Origin of the sequence: Paenibacillus sp. P32E, from assembly GCF_001909085.1 — a bacterium.
Classification (GTDB): domain Bacteria; phylum Bacillota; class Bacilli; order Paenibacillales; family Paenibacillaceae; genus Paenibacillus_AQ; species Paenibacillus_AQ helianthi.
Genome location: NZ_LVYY01000016.1, coordinates 106,093 through 127,578, shown reverse-complemented (window position 1 = coordinate 127,578; position 21,486 = coordinate 106,093). Strand labels below are relative to the sequence as shown.

Annotated in this window: 21 protein-coding genes; all 21 read right to left on the bottom strand. The window is 42.9% G+C overall.

Features of this window, described 5'->3' with window-relative positions; translation table 11 throughout:
- A partial coding sequence (locus A3848_RS17190) for a transposase (protein WP_143192419.1) occupies positions 1–235 on the bottom strand: 235 nt, incomplete at its 3' end.
- A 394-nt stretch (positions 236–629) separates the two neighbouring features.
- On the bottom strand, positions 630–1,493 hold the full coding sequence (locus A3848_RS17185) for a class II fructose-bisphosphate aldolase (RefSeq protein WP_074086135.1): 864 nt from the start codon (positions 1,491–1,493) through the stop codon (positions 630–632).
- Positions 1,494–1,511: 18 nt separating this feature from the next.
- Complete coding sequence (locus A3848_RS17180) at positions 1,512–3,263, bottom strand: ABC transporter ATP-binding protein (RefSeq protein ID WP_074086134.1); 1,752 nt, start codon at positions 3,261–3,263, stop codon at positions 1,512–1,514.
- Positions 3,256–4,992, bottom strand: a complete 1,737-nt coding sequence (locus A3848_RS17175; protein WP_074086133.1) for an ABC transporter ATP-binding protein — start codon at positions 4,990–4,992, stop codon at positions 3,256–3,258. The genes A3848_RS17180 and A3848_RS17175 overlap by 8 nt, the downstream gene beginning before the upstream one ends.
- A gap of 54 nt (positions 4,993–5,046) precedes the next feature.
- Positions 5,047–6,111 (bottom strand): phosphoenolpyruvate carboxykinase (ATP), encoded by a 1,065-nt coding sequence (locus A3848_RS17170; RefSeq protein ID WP_074086132.1) that lies wholly within the window; start codon positions 6,109–6,111, stop codon positions 5,047–5,049.
- Positions 6,108–7,082, bottom strand: coding sequence for an ADP-glyceromanno-heptose 6-epimerase (gene rfaD / locus A3848_RS17165; protein WP_074086131.1), 975 nt, complete (start codon positions 7,080–7,082; stop codon positions 6,108–6,110). The genes A3848_RS17170 and rfaD overlap by 4 nt, the downstream gene beginning before the upstream one ends.
- 4 nt (positions 7,083–7,086) lie before the next feature.
- Positions 7,087–8,571 (bottom strand): PfkB family carbohydrate kinase, encoded by a 1,485-nt coding sequence (locus A3848_RS17160; protein ID WP_074086130.1) that lies wholly within the window; start codon positions 8,569–8,571, stop codon positions 7,087–7,089.
- 24 nt (positions 8,572–8,595) lie between these two features.
- Positions 8,596–9,531: an ADP-ribosylglycohydrolase family protein gene (locus A3848_RS17155; RefSeq protein ID WP_074086129.1), complete on the bottom strand. Its 936-nt coding sequence runs from the start codon at positions 9,529–9,531 to the stop codon at positions 8,596–8,598.
- Between the two features lie 18 nt (positions 9,532–9,549).
- Positions 9,550–10,182: an HAD family hydrolase gene (locus A3848_RS17150; RefSeq protein WP_074086128.1), complete on the bottom strand. Its 633-nt coding sequence runs from the start codon at positions 10,180–10,182 to the stop codon at positions 9,550–9,552.
- Between the two features lie 18 nt (positions 10,183–10,200).
- A complete protein-coding gene (locus A3848_RS17145) occupies positions 10,201–11,082 on the bottom strand; it encodes a phosphotransferase family protein (protein WP_074086127.1) in 882 nt (293 codons plus the stop codon).
- Between the two features lie 13 nt (positions 11,083–11,095).
- Positions 11,096–11,509 (bottom strand): hypothetical protein, encoded by a 414-nt coding sequence (locus A3848_RS17140; protein WP_074086126.1) that lies wholly within the window; start codon positions 11,507–11,509, stop codon positions 11,096–11,098.
- A complete protein-coding gene (locus A3848_RS17135; protein WP_074086125.1) occupies positions 11,503–12,075 on the bottom strand; it encodes a D-sedoheptulose-7-phosphate isomerase in 573 nt (190 codons plus the stop codon). Before A3848_RS17135 ends, A3848_RS17140 begins: the two co-directional genes overlap by 7 nt.
- A 14-nt stretch (positions 12,076–12,089) precedes the next feature.
- Complete coding sequence (locus A3848_RS17130) at positions 12,090–13,259, bottom strand: glycosyltransferase family 9 protein (RefSeq protein WP_074086124.1); 1,170 nt, start codon at positions 13,257–13,259, stop codon at positions 12,090–12,092.
- Between the two features lie 31 nt (positions 13,260–13,290).
- Positions 13,291–13,821 carry an HAD-IIIA family hydrolase gene (locus tag A3848_RS17125; RefSeq protein WP_074086123.1) on the bottom strand — a complete coding sequence of 177 codons (531 nt, stop codon included), beginning with the start codon at positions 13,819–13,821 and terminating at the stop codon, positions 13,291–13,293.
- Positions 13,822–13,833: 12 nt separating this feature from the next.
- Positions 13,834–15,021 carry a hypothetical protein gene (locus A3848_RS17120; RefSeq protein WP_074086122.1) on the bottom strand — a complete coding sequence of 396 codons (1,188 nt, stop codon included), beginning with the start codon at positions 15,019–15,021 and terminating at the stop codon, positions 13,834–13,836.
- Positions 15,022–15,043: 22 nt separating this feature from the next.
- Positions 15,044–16,633 carry a nucleotidyltransferase family protein gene (locus A3848_RS17115; protein WP_074086121.1) on the bottom strand — a complete coding sequence of 530 codons (1,590 nt, stop codon included), beginning with the start codon at positions 16,631–16,633 and terminating at the stop codon, positions 15,044–15,046.
- Between the two features lie 282 nt (positions 16,634–16,915).
- Entirely contained in the window at positions 16,916–17,716 is an 801-nt protein-coding gene (locus A3848_RS17110) for a Cof-type HAD-IIB family hydrolase (protein WP_074086120.1), read from the bottom strand.
- A gap of 108 nt (positions 17,717–17,824) precedes the next feature.
- Positions 17,825–18,589: a pseudouridine synthase gene (locus tag A3848_RS17105; protein ID WP_074086119.1), complete on the bottom strand. Its 765-nt coding sequence runs from the start codon at positions 18,587–18,589 to the stop codon at positions 17,825–17,827.
- A 3-nt stretch (positions 18,590–18,592) separates the two neighbouring features.
- Positions 18,593–20,140, bottom strand: coding sequence for an RsmB/NOP family class I SAM-dependent RNA methyltransferase (locus tag A3848_RS17100; RefSeq protein ID WP_074086118.1), 1,548 nt, complete (start codon positions 20,138–20,140; stop codon positions 18,593–18,595).
- Between the two features lie 61 nt (positions 20,141–20,201).
- Entirely contained in the window at positions 20,202–20,690 is a 489-nt protein-coding gene (locus A3848_RS17095) for a DUF309 domain-containing protein (protein ID WP_305953436.1), read from the bottom strand.
- Positions 20,656–21,468 carry a GTP diphosphokinase gene (gene yjbM / locus A3848_RS17090; RefSeq protein WP_074086116.1) on the bottom strand — a complete coding sequence of 271 codons (813 nt, stop codon included), beginning with the start codon at positions 21,466–21,468 and terminating at the stop codon, positions 20,656–20,658. The genes A3848_RS17095 and yjbM overlap by 35 nt, the downstream gene beginning before the upstream one ends.
- Positions 21,469–21,486 lie beyond the last annotated feature (18 nt).

Below are 21,486 nucleotides of genomic sequence, written 5' to 3'. Positions count from 1 at the left end.
CTTTGGCGATTTGCCGGGAGGAATAGATTCGCTGCGTATAGGCATAGATAATGACTTTGGTCAGCATTTTAGGATGGTAGCTGTCGCGGCCACCGCCAGGGTAGGCCGCGTCAAAGAGGGCGTCGTCGAGTCGATTTACGGCGGCGTTCACGACACGAACGAGGTGATTTGGTGGGATATCTTCTTCTAAATCCATTGGCAAGCAAAGTGGGTCCATGGTATATTGAATGTACAAAAGAAACCCTCCTTTGAAATGGTTGGTCGCACTTCCATTTTACCAAAAGAGTGGTTTCTTTTTTGCGTTTTTATAAATATTGTAGGATGTTTCCCGCTTAAACAGCGGAGAGGACGGAACGATTGTGGAAAAGCGATAGCGTTCGCCTTTGTGTCCGGATTTTCACCGCTAAGGGGAATAAAAAAAATCTGGACACAAGAGCGATTGGAACAACGGTCCGTTCGCGGAGCGTCCTCACGGAGCACAACGTTTGTCCGACTCCAAAAACAAGGGATGTCCCAAGTAGCCATTTCATGGCTTATGGGACACCCCCTTTTATTTCTGCTCTCACAATTAGAAAGACGATTTATGGCGCGAAGCGAAGCATATACCCTTATATTTTATAGATATCTGCTCAAATATCTCCCGCTTTGCCGATACACCCGCAAATCTCCATTTTTTCGATGGCCAGCCGCTTCACAGCCTCTTTGGCGGCGTTCATGTAACGGCGTGGGTCATTCTCCTCTGGTCGGCTGGAGAAGACTTGTCTAATTGCTTCCGAGAAAGCAACACGTAATTCTGTTGCTACGTTCACTTTGGCAATACCCAGTTCTACCGCTTTTCTCAAATGTGCGGCATGTATGCTGGAACCTCCGTGAAGCACAAGTGGGGCGTCAACATTTTCGGCGATCTGTCCAATTCTTGCAAAATCAATCTCAGGATGCTGTCTCGTAATCCCATGGACTGTACCAATTGCCGGGGCCAATGTTGCCACCCTTGTACTTTCAACAAACAATTTGCATGCTTCAGGATCTGCCAGTTCCAAACCCTCCACTCCCGGCAGTGAGTCTTCCGATGCATTGCCAACATTACCTAGTTCCGCCTCTACATTTATCCCTCCCGCAGAGGCGATTTCCACAATTTTTCTCGTCTGTCTGACATTTTCTTCAAACGGATGCATGGAAGCATCAATCATGACTGACGTATACCCCGCTCTGATGCATCTGACAATCATATCGAAATCAGTGCAATGATCCAGATGCAACGTGATCGGAATTCCAGTATTTTCGGATGCCGCCGCTGCGGCTGCGACAAGATAGTTTAGGCCCAAATACTTCACAGTGTTGATAGAAGTCTGAATGATAATCGGTGAGCTCGTTTCAGCCGCTGCTTCTGCAACAGCTTGAAGCATTTCAAAGCTATGAATATTGAAAGCACAAACCGCGTAATGATTTGTCTTAGCTATCTGCAGCATTTCGGTAGATGAAATAAGCGGCATAGCTTGATCCCTCCTTGATTATTGCCCCGTATCATTGGCTGATTTCCATTTTATATAATCAGACTTATTTTTTTCACCTGACAATAAGCTTTGATATAATGGATTGTCTTGAAGCAATTCAGCATGTGTACCCGTTCCAGAAACGCTACCCTGATTGATCACGAAGATGATATCCGCATTACGGATGGTAGAGAGACGGTGAGCAATGATTATTGTCATCCTTTGATATCGCAATCTATCCAGATTACTCTGAACATGACGCTCCGTTTCCAGATCAAGCGCCGATGTCGCCTCGTCTAGGATAAGCACTTCCGAATCACGGAGCAATGCACGAGCAAGAGCAAGTCTCTGCCTTTGCCCCCCTGATAAAGCAACTCCCCGTTCCCCAATCTTTGTATCATAGCCATCGGGCAAATCCTTGATGAAATCATGAATCCTCATTGCCTTGCACATCTCAATCATCCTGAACTCGCTAATATGGGTTATCCCCAGCAAAAGATTCATCCGAATGGTATCCGGAAAGAAATAGGGTTCCTGGGAGACCAGCGTGACTTTTCTCATCCAATCTTCTCTCCGAATATTCCTAAACTGCTGGCGGTTCACCAGAATTGTCCCGGCATGTGGATCATAAAAACGAATGAGAAGACTTGCTATGGTGGATTTTCCACAGCCACTTGACCCGACTAGAGCAATTTTCTTTGCGGAGTCAAAATTCAGATCAAGATTCCGGAGAACCTCTTGTGTCTGATACTTGAAAGATATATCCCTGAAGCAAATGGATTGAATTGGACCCTTTAACGTTTCGTTACCTTCCGGACTTGTCTCAACCGCCAATAACCTGCATATTCGTTCCACAGAAGCAAACTTTCCTGACAAACCCATAATGGCCTGATATAAAGAATTACAGGAATCCATAAGTTTTGTAGTGAACTGAAAAGAAATGACAAACATGCCTATCGTCAGTCTGTTATCCAGAACAAGATTTCCACCATAGAGAAAAATAAAGATCACTGCTCCCCATTTCAGCGGATCACTCAGCATAATCTGTCGGTTAATGATCTCCCCCTCTTTAACAATGCTATTGAAGTAGGCAATGAATTTTTTATTATACAAACGGTTTTCCCACTCTTCCCGATGAAAGGCAATCACTTCCCTCGTGGATGAAACCCCTTCCTCCAGATGGATTAACAATTTTGAACGATGGCCGTTAACCCCGGAGGATATTTTTTTTCTGATAGGAGCTAAATACCCCCCGATGATGATATACATCAGCACAAATAGCAATAAAACCATCAAGATGATGGGACTGGCCTTATCCACTAAAATGATGATTGCAATCACAGATACTGCCTGTTGGAACAGTCTCGGAAAATCACTTGCTCCAAAGTGTGCAGTTACCTGCAAATCTTGCGTGAAATGATATACATATTCCGCCGTGCGTTCTTTTTGTATTACGCTTACCGGGATTCGGAATATATGTTTCATTAACTCAATCCCCATTGATGTCCGCATTTTGGCAATTGAATGCTGCAATAGATGGGGGCCAATTGTGAACAAGATGGAATATGTCAGATATGCTATTCCAAGTTGAAGCAAGATGAACCAGAATTTGTCTGTTTGGCCTCCGATCATGACGCGGTCTATCATTTTTTGCTGGAGAGCAATTGTTGCCACATTAGATAACGCCTCACAAAACAATACCAGAAAGGATAACCCATACAAGCCCTTTATCTTTCTAACATGAGACCATAACCACTTATAATTAGCCACCCGAAGCCTCCGTCCCTCTGGAAGCTGCAAGTGTGCTAAAGGCTCCACCCAATGCCAATAGCTCAGCATATGACCCGTTCTCTACCACTATCCCGGCTTCAATGACCACAAATCGGTCAAAGTCCTTTATTGTCGATAACCTATGGGCAACAGCAATAATAGTCCTTCCTTTAAAAAGCTCATTCATCGCTTTAAATACTTGAATCTCGCTTGTATTATCCAAAGCTGAGGTGGCCTCGTCTAACAAAATAATTGCTGGATCGTGAATAAACATGCGTGCGATGGCAATTCGTTGTCTTTGACCTCCTGAAAGGTTAACTCCCCGTTCACCAATTTGTGTATCATACCCATCCTGCAGATTAAGGATAAAATCATGAGCATATGCCGCTTTTGCAGCCCTCACAACTTCCTCCTGGGTTGCGTCCGGTTTACCGAATTTTATATTCTCCGTTACTGTGGAGCCAAAAACATAAGTATCCTGAAATACATAACCCATCGCCATTCGCAAGGATGAAAATGAAATATCTCGCAATGGAACATTGTCTATAAAGATACTCCCATTATCAGGATCATAAAACCGTCCAATCAGCTTCAATATCGTGGTTTTTCCATTTCCGCTCTTCCCCACAATAGCTACCCGTTCACCAGCAGCGATCGATAAATTTAGCCCGTTTAGAACCGATTGTCCAGAATTATACGTAAAGCAGACATTATCCAAGCGAATATCCCCCTTTACTGGCATCAACCCCACTGGATTTGACGCTTCTACTAGTGAGGGCTCCGAACGTAAGAAGCTATACAATCGTTCTGCCTGATGCATAAGCAGCCTCTGTTCGGTAATGTTGGTCACGACAGCCGTCAACCTATGCATAACCGTAAAGTAATAGAGGATAAATGAGATAAACTCACCTATGGATAACTGGCTGTGTCCAAACAGAAAATTACCATATACAAAAATGGCAATGCCGCCAATATTATAAGTGATTCGTCTGTTTGTCCCCCGGAGATATGCATACCAATATGCTTTAATCATACTTGCGTTGTATAATTTCACTTTTTGCTCGTATCTGCCGATTTCCCATGTTTCCGATTCATAGGCACGAAGCTCTAAAGAAGCGGATATACTTTCATATACCTTCTGATTTTCATCAATGCGGGCTTGCGACATGTTCTTCCCGTGAATTGCCGCTTTGCGTTCAAGCATCGGTCCAAATACGTAATAGAGCAGGAAACTCGGCAGCACGATGACAGAAAGATGAAGACTGGTGGACAACATCATTACAGCCGAAATGAATGAAAAAATAAGACCCTCGATCAGTACAGGAAAATACTGGCGGTACAGACTTTGCATGGATGCAACTTCTGTATTTAGCAATGAGAGCGTTCTCCCTACCGGATTTTGCTCATAATAAGCAAACCCCAGCTTGCGCAGATGTTGGAAAACGGCAAACTGAATATCCTTGGCGGCTTTTTCCTGGAGATGACGACTTAGCGTATTTTGCATCATTTTGGCAGCGAGTATTACTACAATGACTCCAATTAGCACAAAGATAAAGAGGGAGAACTTGCTATAGTCTTTAGCCGGAAAAATAACATCCACAAAATATTGAATATATTTTGGGATAAACAATTCCGCAGAGGATAATAAAAAATATGAGCAAATAAGCAGCGATAAGATCAGTATATAAGGCTTTACAAAGGATAATGCCCACCAGTAGACTCGCCACAACGAAACCGGCTTATCAATGGTGGCGCTTTGATCTTTTCCGGTGTCTGACTTCAGTTAAATCCCTTCTCCCGCTATGGAGGTTTCACTTGAATCTTCCATTATCTTCTCTATAATCAGAGCAGTTGTTTGCTCAAGATTCTGCCCAACTGCCAACTCGTAAAAGTGTACTCCCTCTAGCAGTCCATGTACCCGAAAATTGGGTTCCTGATCACATTTCAACAGTAGCCAATCCGGATGATCCCTGTCTTCATTAATAAAATGAGCCGAGATTTGTGAAATCCCTTCTTCGTAACTCAAAGATTTAATACTAGAGACTTCTTCTCCCAGATCGATCCTGGAAAAAATGATATGCCGCAGTGAACTTCTGTTAACGATACTGGTACCCAGTGCCTGTTCAATTTCGTTGATTGCAATCGGCACTTTCGGCAGTGAATTATCCCCGCTATTTTCTTCGCTTGGCAGTAATGAACTGTATTTAGAAATTGAAGCCAATGTTCCTCTGCCGATTAAACAGACTGTTGGCCAACCGTTAACGGACGGAAGCTTGTCATTGCCTCCCCTTCTGATTTCAAGCACATCATTGGTAATATAATTTGAACCACAATAGCCAATCATGCTGAGCAGTGTAGTTGTTTTACCGGCACCTTTATTGCCTGCTACGGCGACTCCATTCCCATTATACTCAAAAGATGAGGCGTGCAGCCTCGCACCTCCTCCAAGTTCCAGCTGTCTTGTCTGAATTTGCCGAATGGCTTTACGAGTGATTTCATATACGATATTTTCACAGCTTCCTGTAATGCTCAGTTTGTGACTATTACGATATATTGAGAACTCTTTTTCCTTGAAAATGTGCATTTCACTGTCAAGAAATCCGATCATAGCCATCTCTCCATGTTCGATTGTATGAGGTGAATATGCAGAGGTATAGGATTGGGCATATCTTGAGAGGTCGGGTTCTATGCTGATATTCATCTCCCATTCACCCTTTTCATCATTCATTAAGCGAACGTCATAAGTGATTTCTAACAGTTTTATCAACCGATCACATAAACTGCTGCTTTCCTTAATGATGATTCCAATACTGGTTTCATAATTCTGCACAATAATTTTATAAATCATAGCAGCTTCTCCTTCATTATTGGATTGTTTTCACATAAATAATTGAGATACTGCTTCAACCCTTCTTGTATAGGGGTATATTCTGAGAGATAGCCTGCATTCCTGAGTTTGTTGTTGTTCGACTCTGTAAACATCTGGTACTTTCCAATCAGCTCCTCAGGAAAATCAATATAGGTAAGCCTTCCGTATCCCAATGTTCCTATCATTGTCCACGCAATATCATTAAAACTGCAACTTATTCCTGTACCACAATTGAAAATCCCTGAAATCGCAGGTCTTTGTAAAAAGAACAGGTTTATGTCTATGACATCATTAACGTGGATAAAATCTCTTCTTTGTTCACCGTCACGGTCAGCTTCTGTTCCCCGAAACAGTTTGATTTCCCCATGTTCTTTAAGCTGGAAATACATTTTATAGATCATTGAGGCCATTCTCCCTTTGTGGGCTTCCCCAGATCCGTAAACATTAAAGTAACGCAATCCAACGATCTGGCTCTCTGCATCTGGGAGTATGGATGTTACATATTGATCAAATAGATACTTTGAATGCGCGTACAAATTCATCGGTTTCTTACATTTGGAACAATCTTCGACAAAACCACCCGTACCCTGGCCATATATTGAAGCCGATGAAGCGTATACAAAAGGAATTCTGTTCTTTAGGCTTAGGTCCAACAATTTCTTGCTGTACAAAAAGTTATTTGCATACAGATAGTCACTGTCAGTCTCCATCGTATCCGAACAGGCACCTTCATGAAAAATAAAGTCCACCTCCGAGGCAAAGAATGGGTCCGCCATACGTTCTTGCAATTCATCCGGAGACAATATCATGTTGTATCTAAGACCCTTCAGATTTCCCAAGGTATGAGGGGAAACACGATCTGCAATAATCACATTATCCTCTCCAAGTTGATTCAACCTTCTCACCAGGTTGCTTCCAATAAAACCAGCACCGCCGGTAACGATAATCATATATTTATATCAGCTCCTCTGAACTATAATTGAAGAGTATGTTAGAAATTATGGAAGACGTTGAATATTTCTCGATCAGAGGAACGATAACGACGTCGTTAACTATCTCTTTGCCCACCACATTGGCATTGTCATAATCCCCGCCTTTTACGATTACATCAGGCTGCAGCTCATGTATAAGATTTAATGGTGTCGGTTCATCGAATATAATGACACAATCCACAAAATCGAAGGATGCAATGATTCTCAAGCGATCCTTTTCCTTAATGATAGGCCGCTTCTTTCCCTTCAAAAATTTTACGGATTTATCCGAATTGATCCCTACGATCAAACGGTCCCCAAATTTTCTGGCTTGCTTCAGCAAGTGAATATGCCCATAATGAAGCAAATCAAAACATCCGTTAGTAAAGATGATTTTTTCGCTGTCTGCTTTCCATTTCCCCACTAGTTCTGCTGCTTCATCAAGGCTTGCTATTTTTGCCCGAAAATCATTTAATTCACTTTCTATCTCAGCTATCCTTTTTCTTATTTCGGCTTTGTTAACGCTACTGGTTCCGTCCTTTTCTACTGAAAGACCTCCTGCAATATTGGCGTAGTACACTGCATGCTCGATTCCACTTCCTTCGGCAACGGCTACTGCCAATGCTGCAACCAACGAATCTCCTGCCCCGGTCACATTCCGGGTTTGATTAGCGTAGGACCGATATTCTTTTGTCCCTTCTTCATTTATCAGGCATACGCCTTTTTCGGCACGAGTAATAAGCAGATGATCTACGTTCAATTGATTTCGTAGTTCCATGCCTTTATTTCTGATCTCCTGTTCATCATTTCCTGAAATTCCTGCAATTTGGAGGAACTCTTTATGATTTGGCGTAAGAAAAGTGGCCCCACGATACTTTTCCCAATATTTTTCTTTAGGATCAACGATTATCGGGATATTCTTCCTGGTACATTCCAGGATCATTTCCTGACAAAGAAAGTTGGCGCATGCTCCTTTATTGTAATCGGAGATAATGACCGCCTTGATATTTCCACTTAACTCACCATTGAACCACTCAAGGAGTTCATCGTGGTTATATTGTGCCTTAAGTGAACTATTCTCGTAGTCTATCCTGATTAACTGATTTCCTCTTGATACAACTCTCGTTTTTTTTATAGTTTGCAAAGAATTTTTCACACCGATGCCATCAATTTCATGTGAATGCAATAATCTCCTTACCTGTTTGCCATCATCATCATTACCTACAAAACCACCTATTTTCACCTTCCACCCAAGGGATCTGACATTACAGGCGACATTTGAGGCCCCCCCCAAACAATAGAATTCACTCTGCCAGTTGAACACAGGCACAGGGGCTTCAGGTGAAATTCTTTCAACATCACCAAGACAATATTGATCCAAGATAATATCCCCAATGACCAGAATAGTACCTTGTTGGGAATCAATATTCGATTTTAGCGGCAAAACCGGTTTGTCTATTCTTCGCATGGATCTATCTCCATTCAATCTTAGTTAACATCTGATATCAGCTAAACCCACGGCTAGCCTGTGCAGTGTATCCTTTTCCGAAATGACTTTTAGAATATGGCTGGGTGTGCTTCGTGGATTACAGATTCCGCACAATAAACCCGTAATTGAAGCTATAGTATCTGTATCACCTCCCATTTCGACTGCCTTGCAAATTGCAGCTTCCGCGTTCCATAATGCAGAAGCCAGCGCAAGAGCAAACGGGACTGCTTGGACAGTTAAGCCTCCGAATAAATCTCCTTCACCTGCCTTTTCCCGATATTTTTCGTAACCTAAATTGCATGCGGTTTCTATTTCCTGGTATACTGCTGGCAATCCATCACAATCGCCATAACCTCTCATTAACCATGCGCCTTTTATAGATTGTTCAATAACCTGATCGCATGCGCACCCATCCAGAAGAGCGCTGGCGGCAAAGGCTATCGCCGCAGCTCCAGCTAAGGCGGATTTACTGTTGTGGGTAATTTGCGTCGCTTTCAGAACCTCAGAGACAAGTCTCACCTCATTTTTTATGGAAAAAGCTATACCTAGTGGAGAAATCCTCATAGCTGCTCCAGAATTAACTGAAAAGCGCCTCTTATAAGGATTGGGATCCTTCTTCAATCTTCCGGTCGAAGATTCGATTTTGGCATATTTATCGGGCAGGCAGATAAATGCCTTAACCAATTCTTTTTTATTAATTCGATGGTAACAGACAAGATTCTCTGCAATCACAATTGTTTGATAAGTATCGTCCGTGACTTCACCATAATTCCACTTGGTCCGGGATGGACTTGAAGGAATAGGCGTAACCAGCCTACGTGGAACTGCTCCGTATGTATTTATAAGTTCAGCCGGGTTATAGCCAACCGCAAGCACGCCAAGTGCATCACCACAAGCCAACGAAGACAGTCCTCCCCAGATACGTTCATAAATCTCCATGCAAGCCTCCGTCTTCACTTAGTTGATATTCATCATTAAGATTTGATCATTGCAAGCTCTATGCTTTTTGTTGCATTTTTTTATGTTTATTTTGACTGTCTTCATTTCGGCCTTTGAAGCTGCCTCAATTCCAACCAACGAATCCTCAAACACCCGACATTCAGGTGGCTTAACCTTCAATAGTCTGCTGGCCCGCAAGTAGATTTCAGGATGCGGCTTGAGGTACACGACATCTTCTTTCGTTAATATCACGTCAAACACATTACGGCAGCCAAGGCGCTCTATAATATGTGATACAGAAATTTTTGAGGAATTCGAAACTACTCCAAGGTTGAAATGGCCGTAAAAGGACTCTTTGATTTTTTGCACAAGCATAAAATTAGGTACCATATACCTGTCTAGATATTCAGTTATTATAGTGTTTTTTTGTTTAATCAGTTCCCGCAGGACCTTTGTATCATATTTGTCTCCTGTCATATCCTTAAGCATGCTCAAAGAGCCACAGCTAAACATTCTATAATATAAATTTTTATCAAAAGCTAAACTATTTTGCTTGAACACTTTTTGATAGGCCTTTTCATGAGCCATAATTGTATCTGCTAACGTCCCATCACAATCGAACAGCAAAGCTTTTATCCTATGCTCCTTCATAAAATTAATCACCATCCATCAATAGTTTTTGTAGGATTTGAGATACCATCGGGTAGGCAAGATCGTTGTATACTGACGATACCAGTCCAGAATATCCTCCGAGACATTGACGAAGGCATACTCCTTCAGCAAATCCAGATTTAATAAGTCGTTAAGGACGTATGGTGTAGAACATAACGATTGATGCATCCATGATTTTGCTAGCTCAAATTCAAGCCTGCATAATTCTTCAACGGGATCTCCAAACCGGCAACGCTCCCAATCCAATATTGCACTAATAAACCAATTACCTTTATGTTTCTCGACTAATATATTGTTCGCCTGTGGTCCCAGGTCACTATGGAGCAGTGAATCCGGTTCATAGGGATTTGGAAAAACACATGACATAGAATGGATAAGATAATTTATTGCTTTTCGGTAGGAGGAATTCGGCCTTTCATATTGATACTCATGTAGTTTGGCAAGCAAGGAATCGGCAACCGATTTTTTTTCATCCGGGAAAAAATCCACTACTTTCATTGAATGCACCTGCTTTAGATATTGAAGCAATTCGGTAATAAGTCTAGCTCTTTGGCTCGGCTCGATATCCCAGAATACAGATCCAATGGGAACACCTTTCATTTGTTGCATGATTAAATACTCTTGGTTACCCAGATACCCCACACACTCTACCTTTGGAACAGGAAGATCTGTTGCCTCTAATTTTCTAAGAATATGCGCTTCCTTATGTAAGCTGTCTGATCCAATTTGTTCTTCCTTTAAGAATCTATTTCTAGACATTTTGATTACTTTTGGGCAACCGTTAATCTGAAACTGAAAGATATCATTGAAATGCCTTTGGCTGTGCAGCTTCACATCTGTATACTTCACCCCATATAACTGGCGGAGCAACTCTTTCACCCTACTCACCTCCTCAATTCATCAGCTTTAGGAATTTCTGAATAATCGGCCTAAGCTCAATGTTCCTATTAGCTTGCATATAAACTCGTTTATTTCGAAGCAGCGCCCAAAATATGCCCTCCTGCCAAAAATAAGAGCCCTCTTCCCTGTTTTCTATCTTAATTTGGTCTCTAACAGCTTGCGGTGAAGAAAGATAAAGCGGCAGATCAAATCCGTCCATATAGTCTATAAACAATAAATAAGACTTTTCGCTACCATGCCCAGTGGTATGCAAACATTGATGAATATCTTTCGTTTTTTCAGGCATGGTTCTCTTCCCAAACTCTGAGTTGTAATAAAGCCCCTTGGCTTCTTCACTTAAAAGACAGATTATAGCTGGTAATTCCAAGTTGCCTAGTAATTCATCGAACCCATCTGCTCTCAACATACAGGTTCCTCAAAATAACTTTTCTCCACTATTTCACATATAATATGCCCTATCATGATGTGTGCCTCCTGAATTCTAGCAGTATTTGTGGTTGGCACCTGGATACATACATCGCAGAATTCATTCATCATTCCACCTGTTTTCCCGGTAAACCCTATAATGATTGCACCTATTTCTCGGGCTGCCTGAACTCCACGAACAATATTCTTGCTGTCGCCAGAGGTCGAGAAAGCGTATACAATATCACTTTTATGAACAAATCCTTTAATTTGTCTTGCAAACACTTCCTCATATCCGTAATCATTCCCGAGCGCTGTCATAATTGAAGTATCCGTCGTCAGCGCATGAGCGGAAAGCGCACCTCTATTGATTCGGAATCTACCTACCAGCTCTGCTGCTAAATGCTGACAATCTGCTGCACTGCCGCCGTTGCCAATTAAGTATACGGATCCATTTTGCCGCAGGGCCATTAGAGTAAAGTCGATTACAAGCTGGATTTGACTAATCAGTTGAGTGTCCAACCGATTGATCATTTTGTTGTGCTCATTGATTAGTTCCTGGATCATAATTACCCTCCTAGTTAAATAATGGACTTGATTTGATCCCACACCTCCTTTACCGTGATCTCCTTAATGCAGGCAGCTGGAGCATCTGATGCGGTAGGATAAATGCAGGACCAGTTGCACCCAAAGCACTCCCATTTCTTCTGAACAACGATCGGCAATCTACTATTGATAAATTTATCAGGATAAGGCAAAAATCTCGCTGGATGAAAACCACCTACAATACATATGGAAGGAATGTTCAAACTTACAGCAATATGTACAGCACTTGAATCATTAGTAACAAGAAAACTGCAACTGGAGATAAGATCTGCAACTTGCTCTAGTGAGGTTTGTCCCATTTTATCGATTAGCGGTGAAGTACTTCTCTTCATGATTTGGCCGGCGAGATGTTTCTCTTCATCGCCCCCACAGATAAGACCTGTCATACCGGTTTTCTGATAGATCAGATTTGTTATTTCGGCAAAAGAAGAAGTCGGCCATTTCTTGATGTCTCTACTTGAACCCGGAAAAATAATATAATATGGATTTTGCAATAGTTTGTGCCTAGTAATAGGTAAGGGCCATTCAGGAATACCAGATGTAAATGAAGGAAGACCAATAAAGTGGTTGAATTCCGCATTTCGGTCTAATTCCATCATAGTTTCTATTCTTGACTCTATTAAATGCGTGTACCATTTATTGCTTATTTTCCGCTCCATGCTGCTGATATTATTTAAGTCTCCGCAGAATCCGATTTTGACGGCCGCCCTAGAAAATCGCACCACGGCATCGCTGTACAGAAACTCTCTTGAATACATAGGATTCAATAAGATGGCAGATTCAAAAGCAAATATGCTTTTAAAAATTTTTATTCTGTATGATAGATGATGCACAAATTTGGAGCGGTTTACAGGAATAATTCGGGATAGAAGTCGATGATTAGTAAATAATTCTGAACAATATTCATTGCAGATCAGGATGTACTCGTATTCCTCGGCTGGATATCGTTCAATCAAGGAATTGAAGGCATCCAACCAAAGAACTGTATCTCCCAATGCATCTAATCGGACAATGAGTAGTGGCGTTTTGGCAATCGCTTTATTTGGCTTGACAGCACTAGAGCAATGCTTAAATATAAAAAGCAGCAATGTATCAAAACAATATAGTCTAATAAGGGAAATACTCTTTTTCATTACAGAAAACATATAGTATACCTATCACTCCTTAACATTAATTTCATTTACAGATCAGCCAATTCACCGCATCCTGCAGGTTATCAGCAATATAATCAGGACTGGTTTCAATCCAATTATCCCTATATCTCCCTAAAGCTTCGTTCCCCCAACCGGTTCTGACTAATATTTTTAACGCATTCACCGCATAGGCAGCCAACATATCTGTATCACCAACGTCGCCAATAACCGCACATTTTTCCAAATCCAGATTATATTTTTCAGCAGCTTTTAGTAATAAACCCGGTTTAGGTTTTCTGCACAAACAGTTATCAGTTGCTTCATGGGGACATATAAAAGCATCATCGAAACCAAAGGAGGAAAACTGTTCCATAAATTCTTCTGTTGTTGCTTCACCTTTGGAAATACGGTATTGATTGGTAAAAGCAAACACCATGATGTCATGCAGTTTGAGTTTTTGGACTGATCCCAAAGTATAAGGGAAAAGAGTAAAATGCTTCGGATGAATAAAATGACCTGTGCCTCCCATCGTTCCGTCTCTATCAATAAATACAGCTTGGATTGAAGACTTCATGATTCCCCTCCTTTAAAAATCTTTAGGACTTATTGTTATCGTGTTTTCCAGGTATAGAATATTTTTCTCCATACCTCTGCGACTCACATAATTTAAGAGGACAGACTGAATAGAATCGTTTAAAGCATACAAATGGGTAATTTGTAGAAGCTTCTCATCAGGTAACATCCTATACCCTACAAAACCCACAATTTCAGAGGTTGTCTGGGCAAAGGTTATTTCGTAGCCATCCTGCAAACTTAAGTACTGATCAAGCTCATCTAAAAAAGAATCTAGGCGAAACCCCTTTAAAAACGTTTTTATTCTTTGGTGTTCTTCACCTCTGTAATGCCATCTTTTTCTGCCCCTCAAAAAAATCATACTTTGCAGTCCTACCGGATCATTAACTTTTCCAAGAAACCATTGTATGACCTTTGGTAGTTTTTCTGCAAGAACAGCCAATTCCTTTGTTTGTTTCTTTGGCATCCAGTCGTTGCGAAGTTGAAAGGCACTTCTGAATTCCTCTAGAAAATCAGTGAAAAAGCTTTGATACTGTTGAAACGCGTCTTTTTTCGTTACGAAAAGATGCTGCTGTACAAACAAGACGGCTCTGCAAATAGAAATGTATAACATCGGTATTACTTTATATTTTTGGTGAGGTGCATATTTCTCTAGAGTGCCAAGATCACAAATTTCAGCATTGTCGGCAACGTCATGATAAAGTTGTATACGTTCAAGTGTGGAGTGAACGAATGCACGGATCAGGCTATTTGGCGATATAAATCTTAGTGTAGCTTCTATCCATTTAGATTGATTATTTCCGGACAACAGTTTCCCATGTTGCCTGGTTTCAAATAGAGCCCTGATTACAGCTGAATTATCAAAATACATATACTCGCTTTGAACAAGTGACGCAGTCTCATCTTTAAAGACAATTCCGATATCAATAACCGAATCCCCGCTTCCGGCAAGCCGCCCTCTATATTTCTGATTGACATCTCTGATCAATTGATTAATATTTTCCAGACATTTCATATTTCTTGCAGGCAAGAAAACCAGAAAATCAATATCACTCCACGAAGGAAGAAATTCGCCATATGAATTGCTGCCGATCTGATAAACAGCATCAATTATAGGTTCATATATCCTTAAACACAGTAGAACTTCATCTATAATCTGATCTTTCAGCAACAAAATAGATGTATCGTTATTGTTAATCACTGATATATGACACACTCCTTCATTATGTAAATGCAAGAATACCTAAATTATCCACTTCTTCAGGATCATCTTCGTTTCCGTAGCCTCCCATATTAACCGGCAATAAGCGCTCGCCGTAATCTTCCCACAACACTGAATAATATCCGTATTTGCAGCTTGTATCAGCACTCAAGACTTCTTCTAATGGAATTGTGACTTCGACCTCTGTCTGACTTCTTTGTACTTCTTCAAGCTGAATTCGCTTGATAGGTTTAGTATCCAATTCAATTTCTATTTTGTCGTTGAATACCTTAAACAAAATTTCTCTAATATTAAAATTAGCTGATGGTCCGCATAAATCTAACGAATTTGTATAAAAGTAAAACGACAGATGGTATTTCTCAGGCCAAGTCGATTGGATAATCAGGTACAGATTTTCAGCATCGTATTCATATCTGTATGCATACTGCAGGTTATGATCTCGATAACCAAAGCATTTCCGGAAATTCCTAGGTAATACAGAATCTTTCCTATTTAAAATTTTTACAGGTTTGTTGAAATTAACATTCATCGGGCTGAACCAGCGTTCTAGACATAATCCCCGATACTCAAGAATTCTATCATTATAATTAAACATCCGATGGGAGAATGAAGTTTTCCAAGCAACGACGGAGCCTGTTTCATATCCTTGGTAGTTGTAAGTATTATTAACCGTGTTAAAGATCTCAATGATATTTGTGGGTATGCAATCAAATAAGGAATTCAAATTATTCAAAACACAAAATATTTTGTGTAGCATTTCATATTTATTGCTTAACTCTGCTATTAAGTTCCAATCCATTCGGGTTTGGTATTTATTAAGATAGCTGTAGATATCAACATAATCTCTCAATCTGAAGCCTCTCTCCACGCCGACTCGCTCTTCCGAATCACTGTAGGCATTCGCACATAAATGCAAGAAGGTATGTAGCATATCGTTTGATACTATTTTTACTCCTTCGACAATATAAACCTCGTTTTTTTCACAGAACTCTTTAATATGTTTTCTGGGAATGGCGCTAGTATTGCTTTTTAGTTCAACAGCTATTTTTATTTCCCCCACCTGTTTCAGATACCAATATTCATGAAAGATACCTTGATTTGATGAATTTTTGACCAAAGTTTCAACAGCATATAAACTGTCGCTATATAAAGTTCGTTCAAATTTAACATCCCTCAACAGTTCTGAGAATGCCAGAAAATCGTTTTCATCAACAACAATATCTATATCATTACTGTCCCTGGCATTCAAATCATCATAAAGTAAATTGGAGATGACAAATCCCTTTAAATAGGTATATTTAATCTCTCTTTGCTGTGTTATTTCAATAATTTGTTTAAGTTCGCTTAATAAACGATTCTTGAACATGGCTTTATAAGAAAACCGCTTCGCAAATGGCTCCTTTTTCTCATCCGGTATATATCGCTCCATTGCTTTATAGAGAAGTGTGAATAGCTTATGCCGTACACATACTGTAAATAAACGATCCCAATCCATCTGTTCAATGAATTCTTCGCAGTCAAATGATGTTAATTCAAAGTGATACTTCGCCAAATGCAGTAAAAACAATTCTTCGTGCGATAGTTCGTTCATATTAGTTCTCCTGTTCAAAATGAAGTTTACGATAAGTCCAATATGAAATCGATTACATTTACCAAGCTATCTGACTAATGACGTTTTATATTAAAGAATTATAAATCATAAAACAATAAAAACGTTTTTATTGAATATAAATACACAATATCATTTTAATAATGTCGAAGTCTGTCACAATATGGAATTAAAGAAAATATTTTGAACAAAAAAAACCGACGGTACATGCACCATCGGTTTTTTTCGCTTCATATCAAATTTAAAGAGGCTTGATCAAGAGTCTCATGACAAGCAGTACTTCACAAGTGCATCGCGCACGCCATTATTATTATTGGTTCCCGTAATTACATCTGCAGCCGCCTTAACCTCAAGCGGTGAGTTATCCATGGCAATACCAAGTCCGGCGTATGTAAGCATGGAAATATCATTATAATAATTCCCGATGGACAAAACATCCTCTTGAGCGATACCCAGATGTATAGCCAGATTCATTAACGCATTGCCCTTGGAGGCTTCCGGATGCATTAAATCTACGAAAAACTCCCCGCTGCGCACAATGTTATACTGCTGCGTCCAAGTGCTCCATTCCCGCTGAGCTTCATCTAGAATATCCGCTTTGGTGAAGACCGTAAACTTGACAACCGGTTCGCGAAAATCCTCCCAGGCCGGGAGCGTCGCTGGTGTCACCCGAAAATGCTCATACATATGATTAGCTTCCGAGGTCAGATTAGCGACATTATCTACATACATGTCAAAGGCAGTATTCACATCATAATGAATATTATGGGCACGGCAGTACTCTATATACGGGTCCAGACCGCGGGCATCCAGTCCATAGATATGCAGTACCTCGCGGTCTTCTACACGCACCGTCGCCGCTCCATTATGTCCCAGGACATACCCGGCCAGTCCCATCTCTTCCATTAAAGGAATCGAATTCTGCGGGCTGCGCCCTGTACATAGGACAATCAGCCCGCCCTCCCTTGTCACTTCAGCGATAGCCTCCTTATTTTCAGAGCTCAACTGGTGATCGTCATTCAGGAGCGTGCCGTCTACATCCAGCGCAATCAGCTTGTATTTCATACCCCACCATCCTTGTTCGTCTTTATCTGTATCTAACCATTGTATATTACATCCGTTAACAGGGACTGTTAATTTAATCAACCGTGGATAAAACCTCCACTGATTCCCTTAAGTTTCCGCTTCCCCGCCGCCAAGCAGCGCCAGTTCTTCAGCAGTCAACTCCCGGCAAGCCCCGGGTGCCAGTTGCTCATCCAGCTTCAGCCCGCCCATGGAGACCCGCTTCAAGAAAATCACCTTTTTGCCTACCGCCAGAAACATCCGCTTCACCTGATGAAACTTCCCCTCTGTAATGGTCAGTGAAATTTGGGAGAGGGTTTTGCTTCCGCGTTCCCTTCCCAGAATGGTAAGCTGTGCAGGCAAAGTCAAATAGCCGTCCTCAAGCTCAACACCTGCGGCAAAAGCTGCCACATCTGCAGCATCCACCTCACCCTCTACCGTAGCCTCATAGGTTTTCGGGACATGCTTGCGGGGCGAGAGCAGCTCATGGGCCAGTTGCCCATCATTGGTCAGCAGCAGCAACCCTACCGTATCCTTATCCAGTCTTCCGACCGGAAAAGGCTCAAACTGTGCATATTCCTGCTTAAGCAGATCCAGCACTGTCCGGTCCCGTTTGTCTTCTGTGGCTGACAATACGCCAGGCGGCTTATTCATCATCAGATAGATGAATTCACGGTAAATTACAGGCTCTCCACTCACCTGGATTCTGTCCGTGTAGGGATCAACATGATAACCGCTATCCTTAATAACGGCGCCATTCACGGTAATCAGCCCTTGCTTCGCCTGTTTGCGGATATCACTGCGTGAACCTTTGCCCATATGGGACAACACTTTATCAATCCGCTGTTTTTTTGCAGCATTTCCTGATGCACTCATCCTTTACGTCCACCTCCAGCCTGCGGGATATTCATTCTTCAGCATACCGTCCTGCCATTTCCCCCAGCCAGCGCTGTACCCGTCGACACAGACAAGCACGTAACCTTTGGCGGAATTGCCAGGCCCTACCGTTAAGCGTTCCTCGGGGATAGACAATGTTTCCCCTTTCAGATAGGAGACCGCTTCACCGCTCCCACTGGATAATGAGAGGCTGCGGATACTTTCGGCGGGATGCAGAGCGGTAGCGAGCGGATGTCCGGGAATAAATCTGCCGCTGCGGATATGACCCGCATACCAGCCGGGACGAATCGTCTTTAGGCCGTTAAGTGCAGCCTTGGGCAGCGGTGAGAGATACAAATGGTCACCGAACAGCACCGGAAATCCGGATGGCTGCCAGCCTAGCTGGTCTTCGGTAAATAGGGAATACGCAGCTCTTGCGGCCTCTTCTCCCCCGCCTTCAGACTGGCGTCCAGGCGAAGTACCGCCGGACTTGCCGGAGGTTCGCCCCCCTTTGCCACCCCGTCCGCTTACCTGTCGGGCAGAACCAGCTCTGGCAGTGGCCTCACCCTTGACTCCATTGTTCCGCGAAGAGACGGAAAGTGTTCTTTCCGCAACAGCCTGTCCCGGATCGGATGCAGTCTCCTCTGGAGAACGGGGACTTCCGTCATGGCGCAGTACAGCCATAAAATGCCCCTCGCCCTTGACCTTATGCGGCCACAGCCGGGCAGCTCCGGACAACCCTTGAAGTCCAGGTGCAAAGGAACCTGTTCCGCCTACAGTAACAAGCGAAAACTCAGGATGAGTATCCAAAAACTCACTGATCGTACCTTCGTTCTCCTCCGTGGCAAAGGTACATGTGGAATACACCACGGTTCCCCCCGGCTTCAGCGCTTTTACGGCTGAATTCAGAATGTCCCTCTGCATAGCAGCATACTTCAACGGCGTTTCAGGCTCCCACTGCTTGACCATATCTTCATCCTTGCGGAACATGCCTTCACCCGAGCAAGGCGCATCGATCAGAATACGGTCAAAAAAAACAGGAAAAGCCGCAGCAATCCGTTCCGGACTTTCATTCAATACGATTCCGTTGCGGACACCGTACAGCTCCAGGTTCTTAGCCAGGGCCTTGGTCCGCTCCGGGTGGAGATCGTTGCTGATGAGAAGCCCTTCACCCTTCAGCTTGGCCGCAATCTGCGTAGATTTACCTCCTGGCGCGGCACATAAATCAAGCACATAATCGCCTGGTTGTACGCCGAGCAGCTCTACCGGAGCCATCGCACTTGGCTCCTGAATATAGTACAGTCCCGCATGGTAATACGGATGTTTGCCGGGTCTCGCCCCTTCTTCTGTATAGAACCCGGCTGGGCACCAGGGAATTGGAGCAAGTTTAAAGGGAGAGAGAGTGCGCAGTTCCTCCACCGATATTTTTAATGTGTTGGCACGAATGCCGCCATAAGGAGTCTCCTTGTACGACTCTGCAAATTGCTCATACTCCGGTCCCAGCATTTCCTTCATGCGCTGCATAAAAGTGCCGGGCAATTGCACTGCCATGATGCCGTCCTCCAATAATCAAGGAACACCCCTGCGGGTGCTCCTGTGGTAGTCTTGCTATTCAGAATTCCCTGTTCGCGCGGTAGGAAGTTAATGGTCTCTGAGGACCACGGCGCTGTGGATGATTGGGTACAATCTCTTTACCTGCAGCGGTCACTTCTTCTACCAGAATCGGGTCAATCAGCTCAATCGTGAGATCATAATATTCAAACGGCTGGTCCGCATAAGAGTCCAGCATACGGGCATAATCTTCAACTTCACGGACCAGCTTCGTAAGATTGATTCCCAGGGTATCCCCAGGATACTGCTGGAGCACCTCATGCGACCGGTTCAGCATCATTAAGCCGCCGCGCACATTGTTGTTCCGGAAATGATACAGTCCTACTGCAGTCTGCAGCAGAGCCTTGTACAGCGGATCACGTTCCCTGGCCAGCCAGAGCTCTTCAAGAACCTCATGACATTCAAAATAATCCCTGTCCCGGTTGAAGTAGACCAGGAAAGCCAGGTACAGCGGTTCATAAGCCATCCGGCAGACTGTCCTTTTTGGCATTCGACAACAGCTCGCGCACATGTTCCAGCAGGTCCTTCATCGCTTCCATATCCTGCGCCTGCCAGATCTGATTGAAACGTTCCTGGCTTTCAATGGCTTCATTTACCAGATGGTAGAAGTACAACTGATGTATGGCTTTCAGAAGCTGGGTCGTTGTATTCGAATTTTCCTCGAAGGTTTTCTGCGCCTCCAGAATTTCTTCACGGATACTGGACATTTCACTGTCCAGTATAGACGCGGCTTCCGCAGCCGTCTTCAGGCGCAGCCGCATTTCATCAGGCAGGCTTTCCCGGTATTTGTAATTCAGGGAATGCTCAATGGTTGCCCAGAAGTTCATAGCGAGCGTGCGGATCTGAATCTCGGCGAGCACGATCTTTTGCCCCAGGGCTGTCTGCACCGGATATTTAATGATCATATGGAAACTGCGGTAGCCGCTTTCCTTATAGTTCGTGATGTAATCCTTCTCGTAAAGAACCTCAAGATCCTTGCGGGCGCGGATATATTCGGCCACTCTGCGGATATCCTCCACGAACTGGCACATGATGCGAATGCCGGCAATATCCTCAATCCCTGTTTCCAAATCCTCCATCTTTACATTTAAGCGTTTGGCTTTCTCCAGTATACTTGACAGCCGCTTGACGCGCCCGGTTACGAACTCGATCGGTGTATACTCTTCTCTTTTCTTGAGCTCCGAACGCATTGTTTTGAATTTAACCTTCAATTCCTCCACAGTTTGTTCATATGGAAGTAAAAATGTTCCCCAGTCCCTGACGTCCATCGCCTTCGTCCTCCTGTC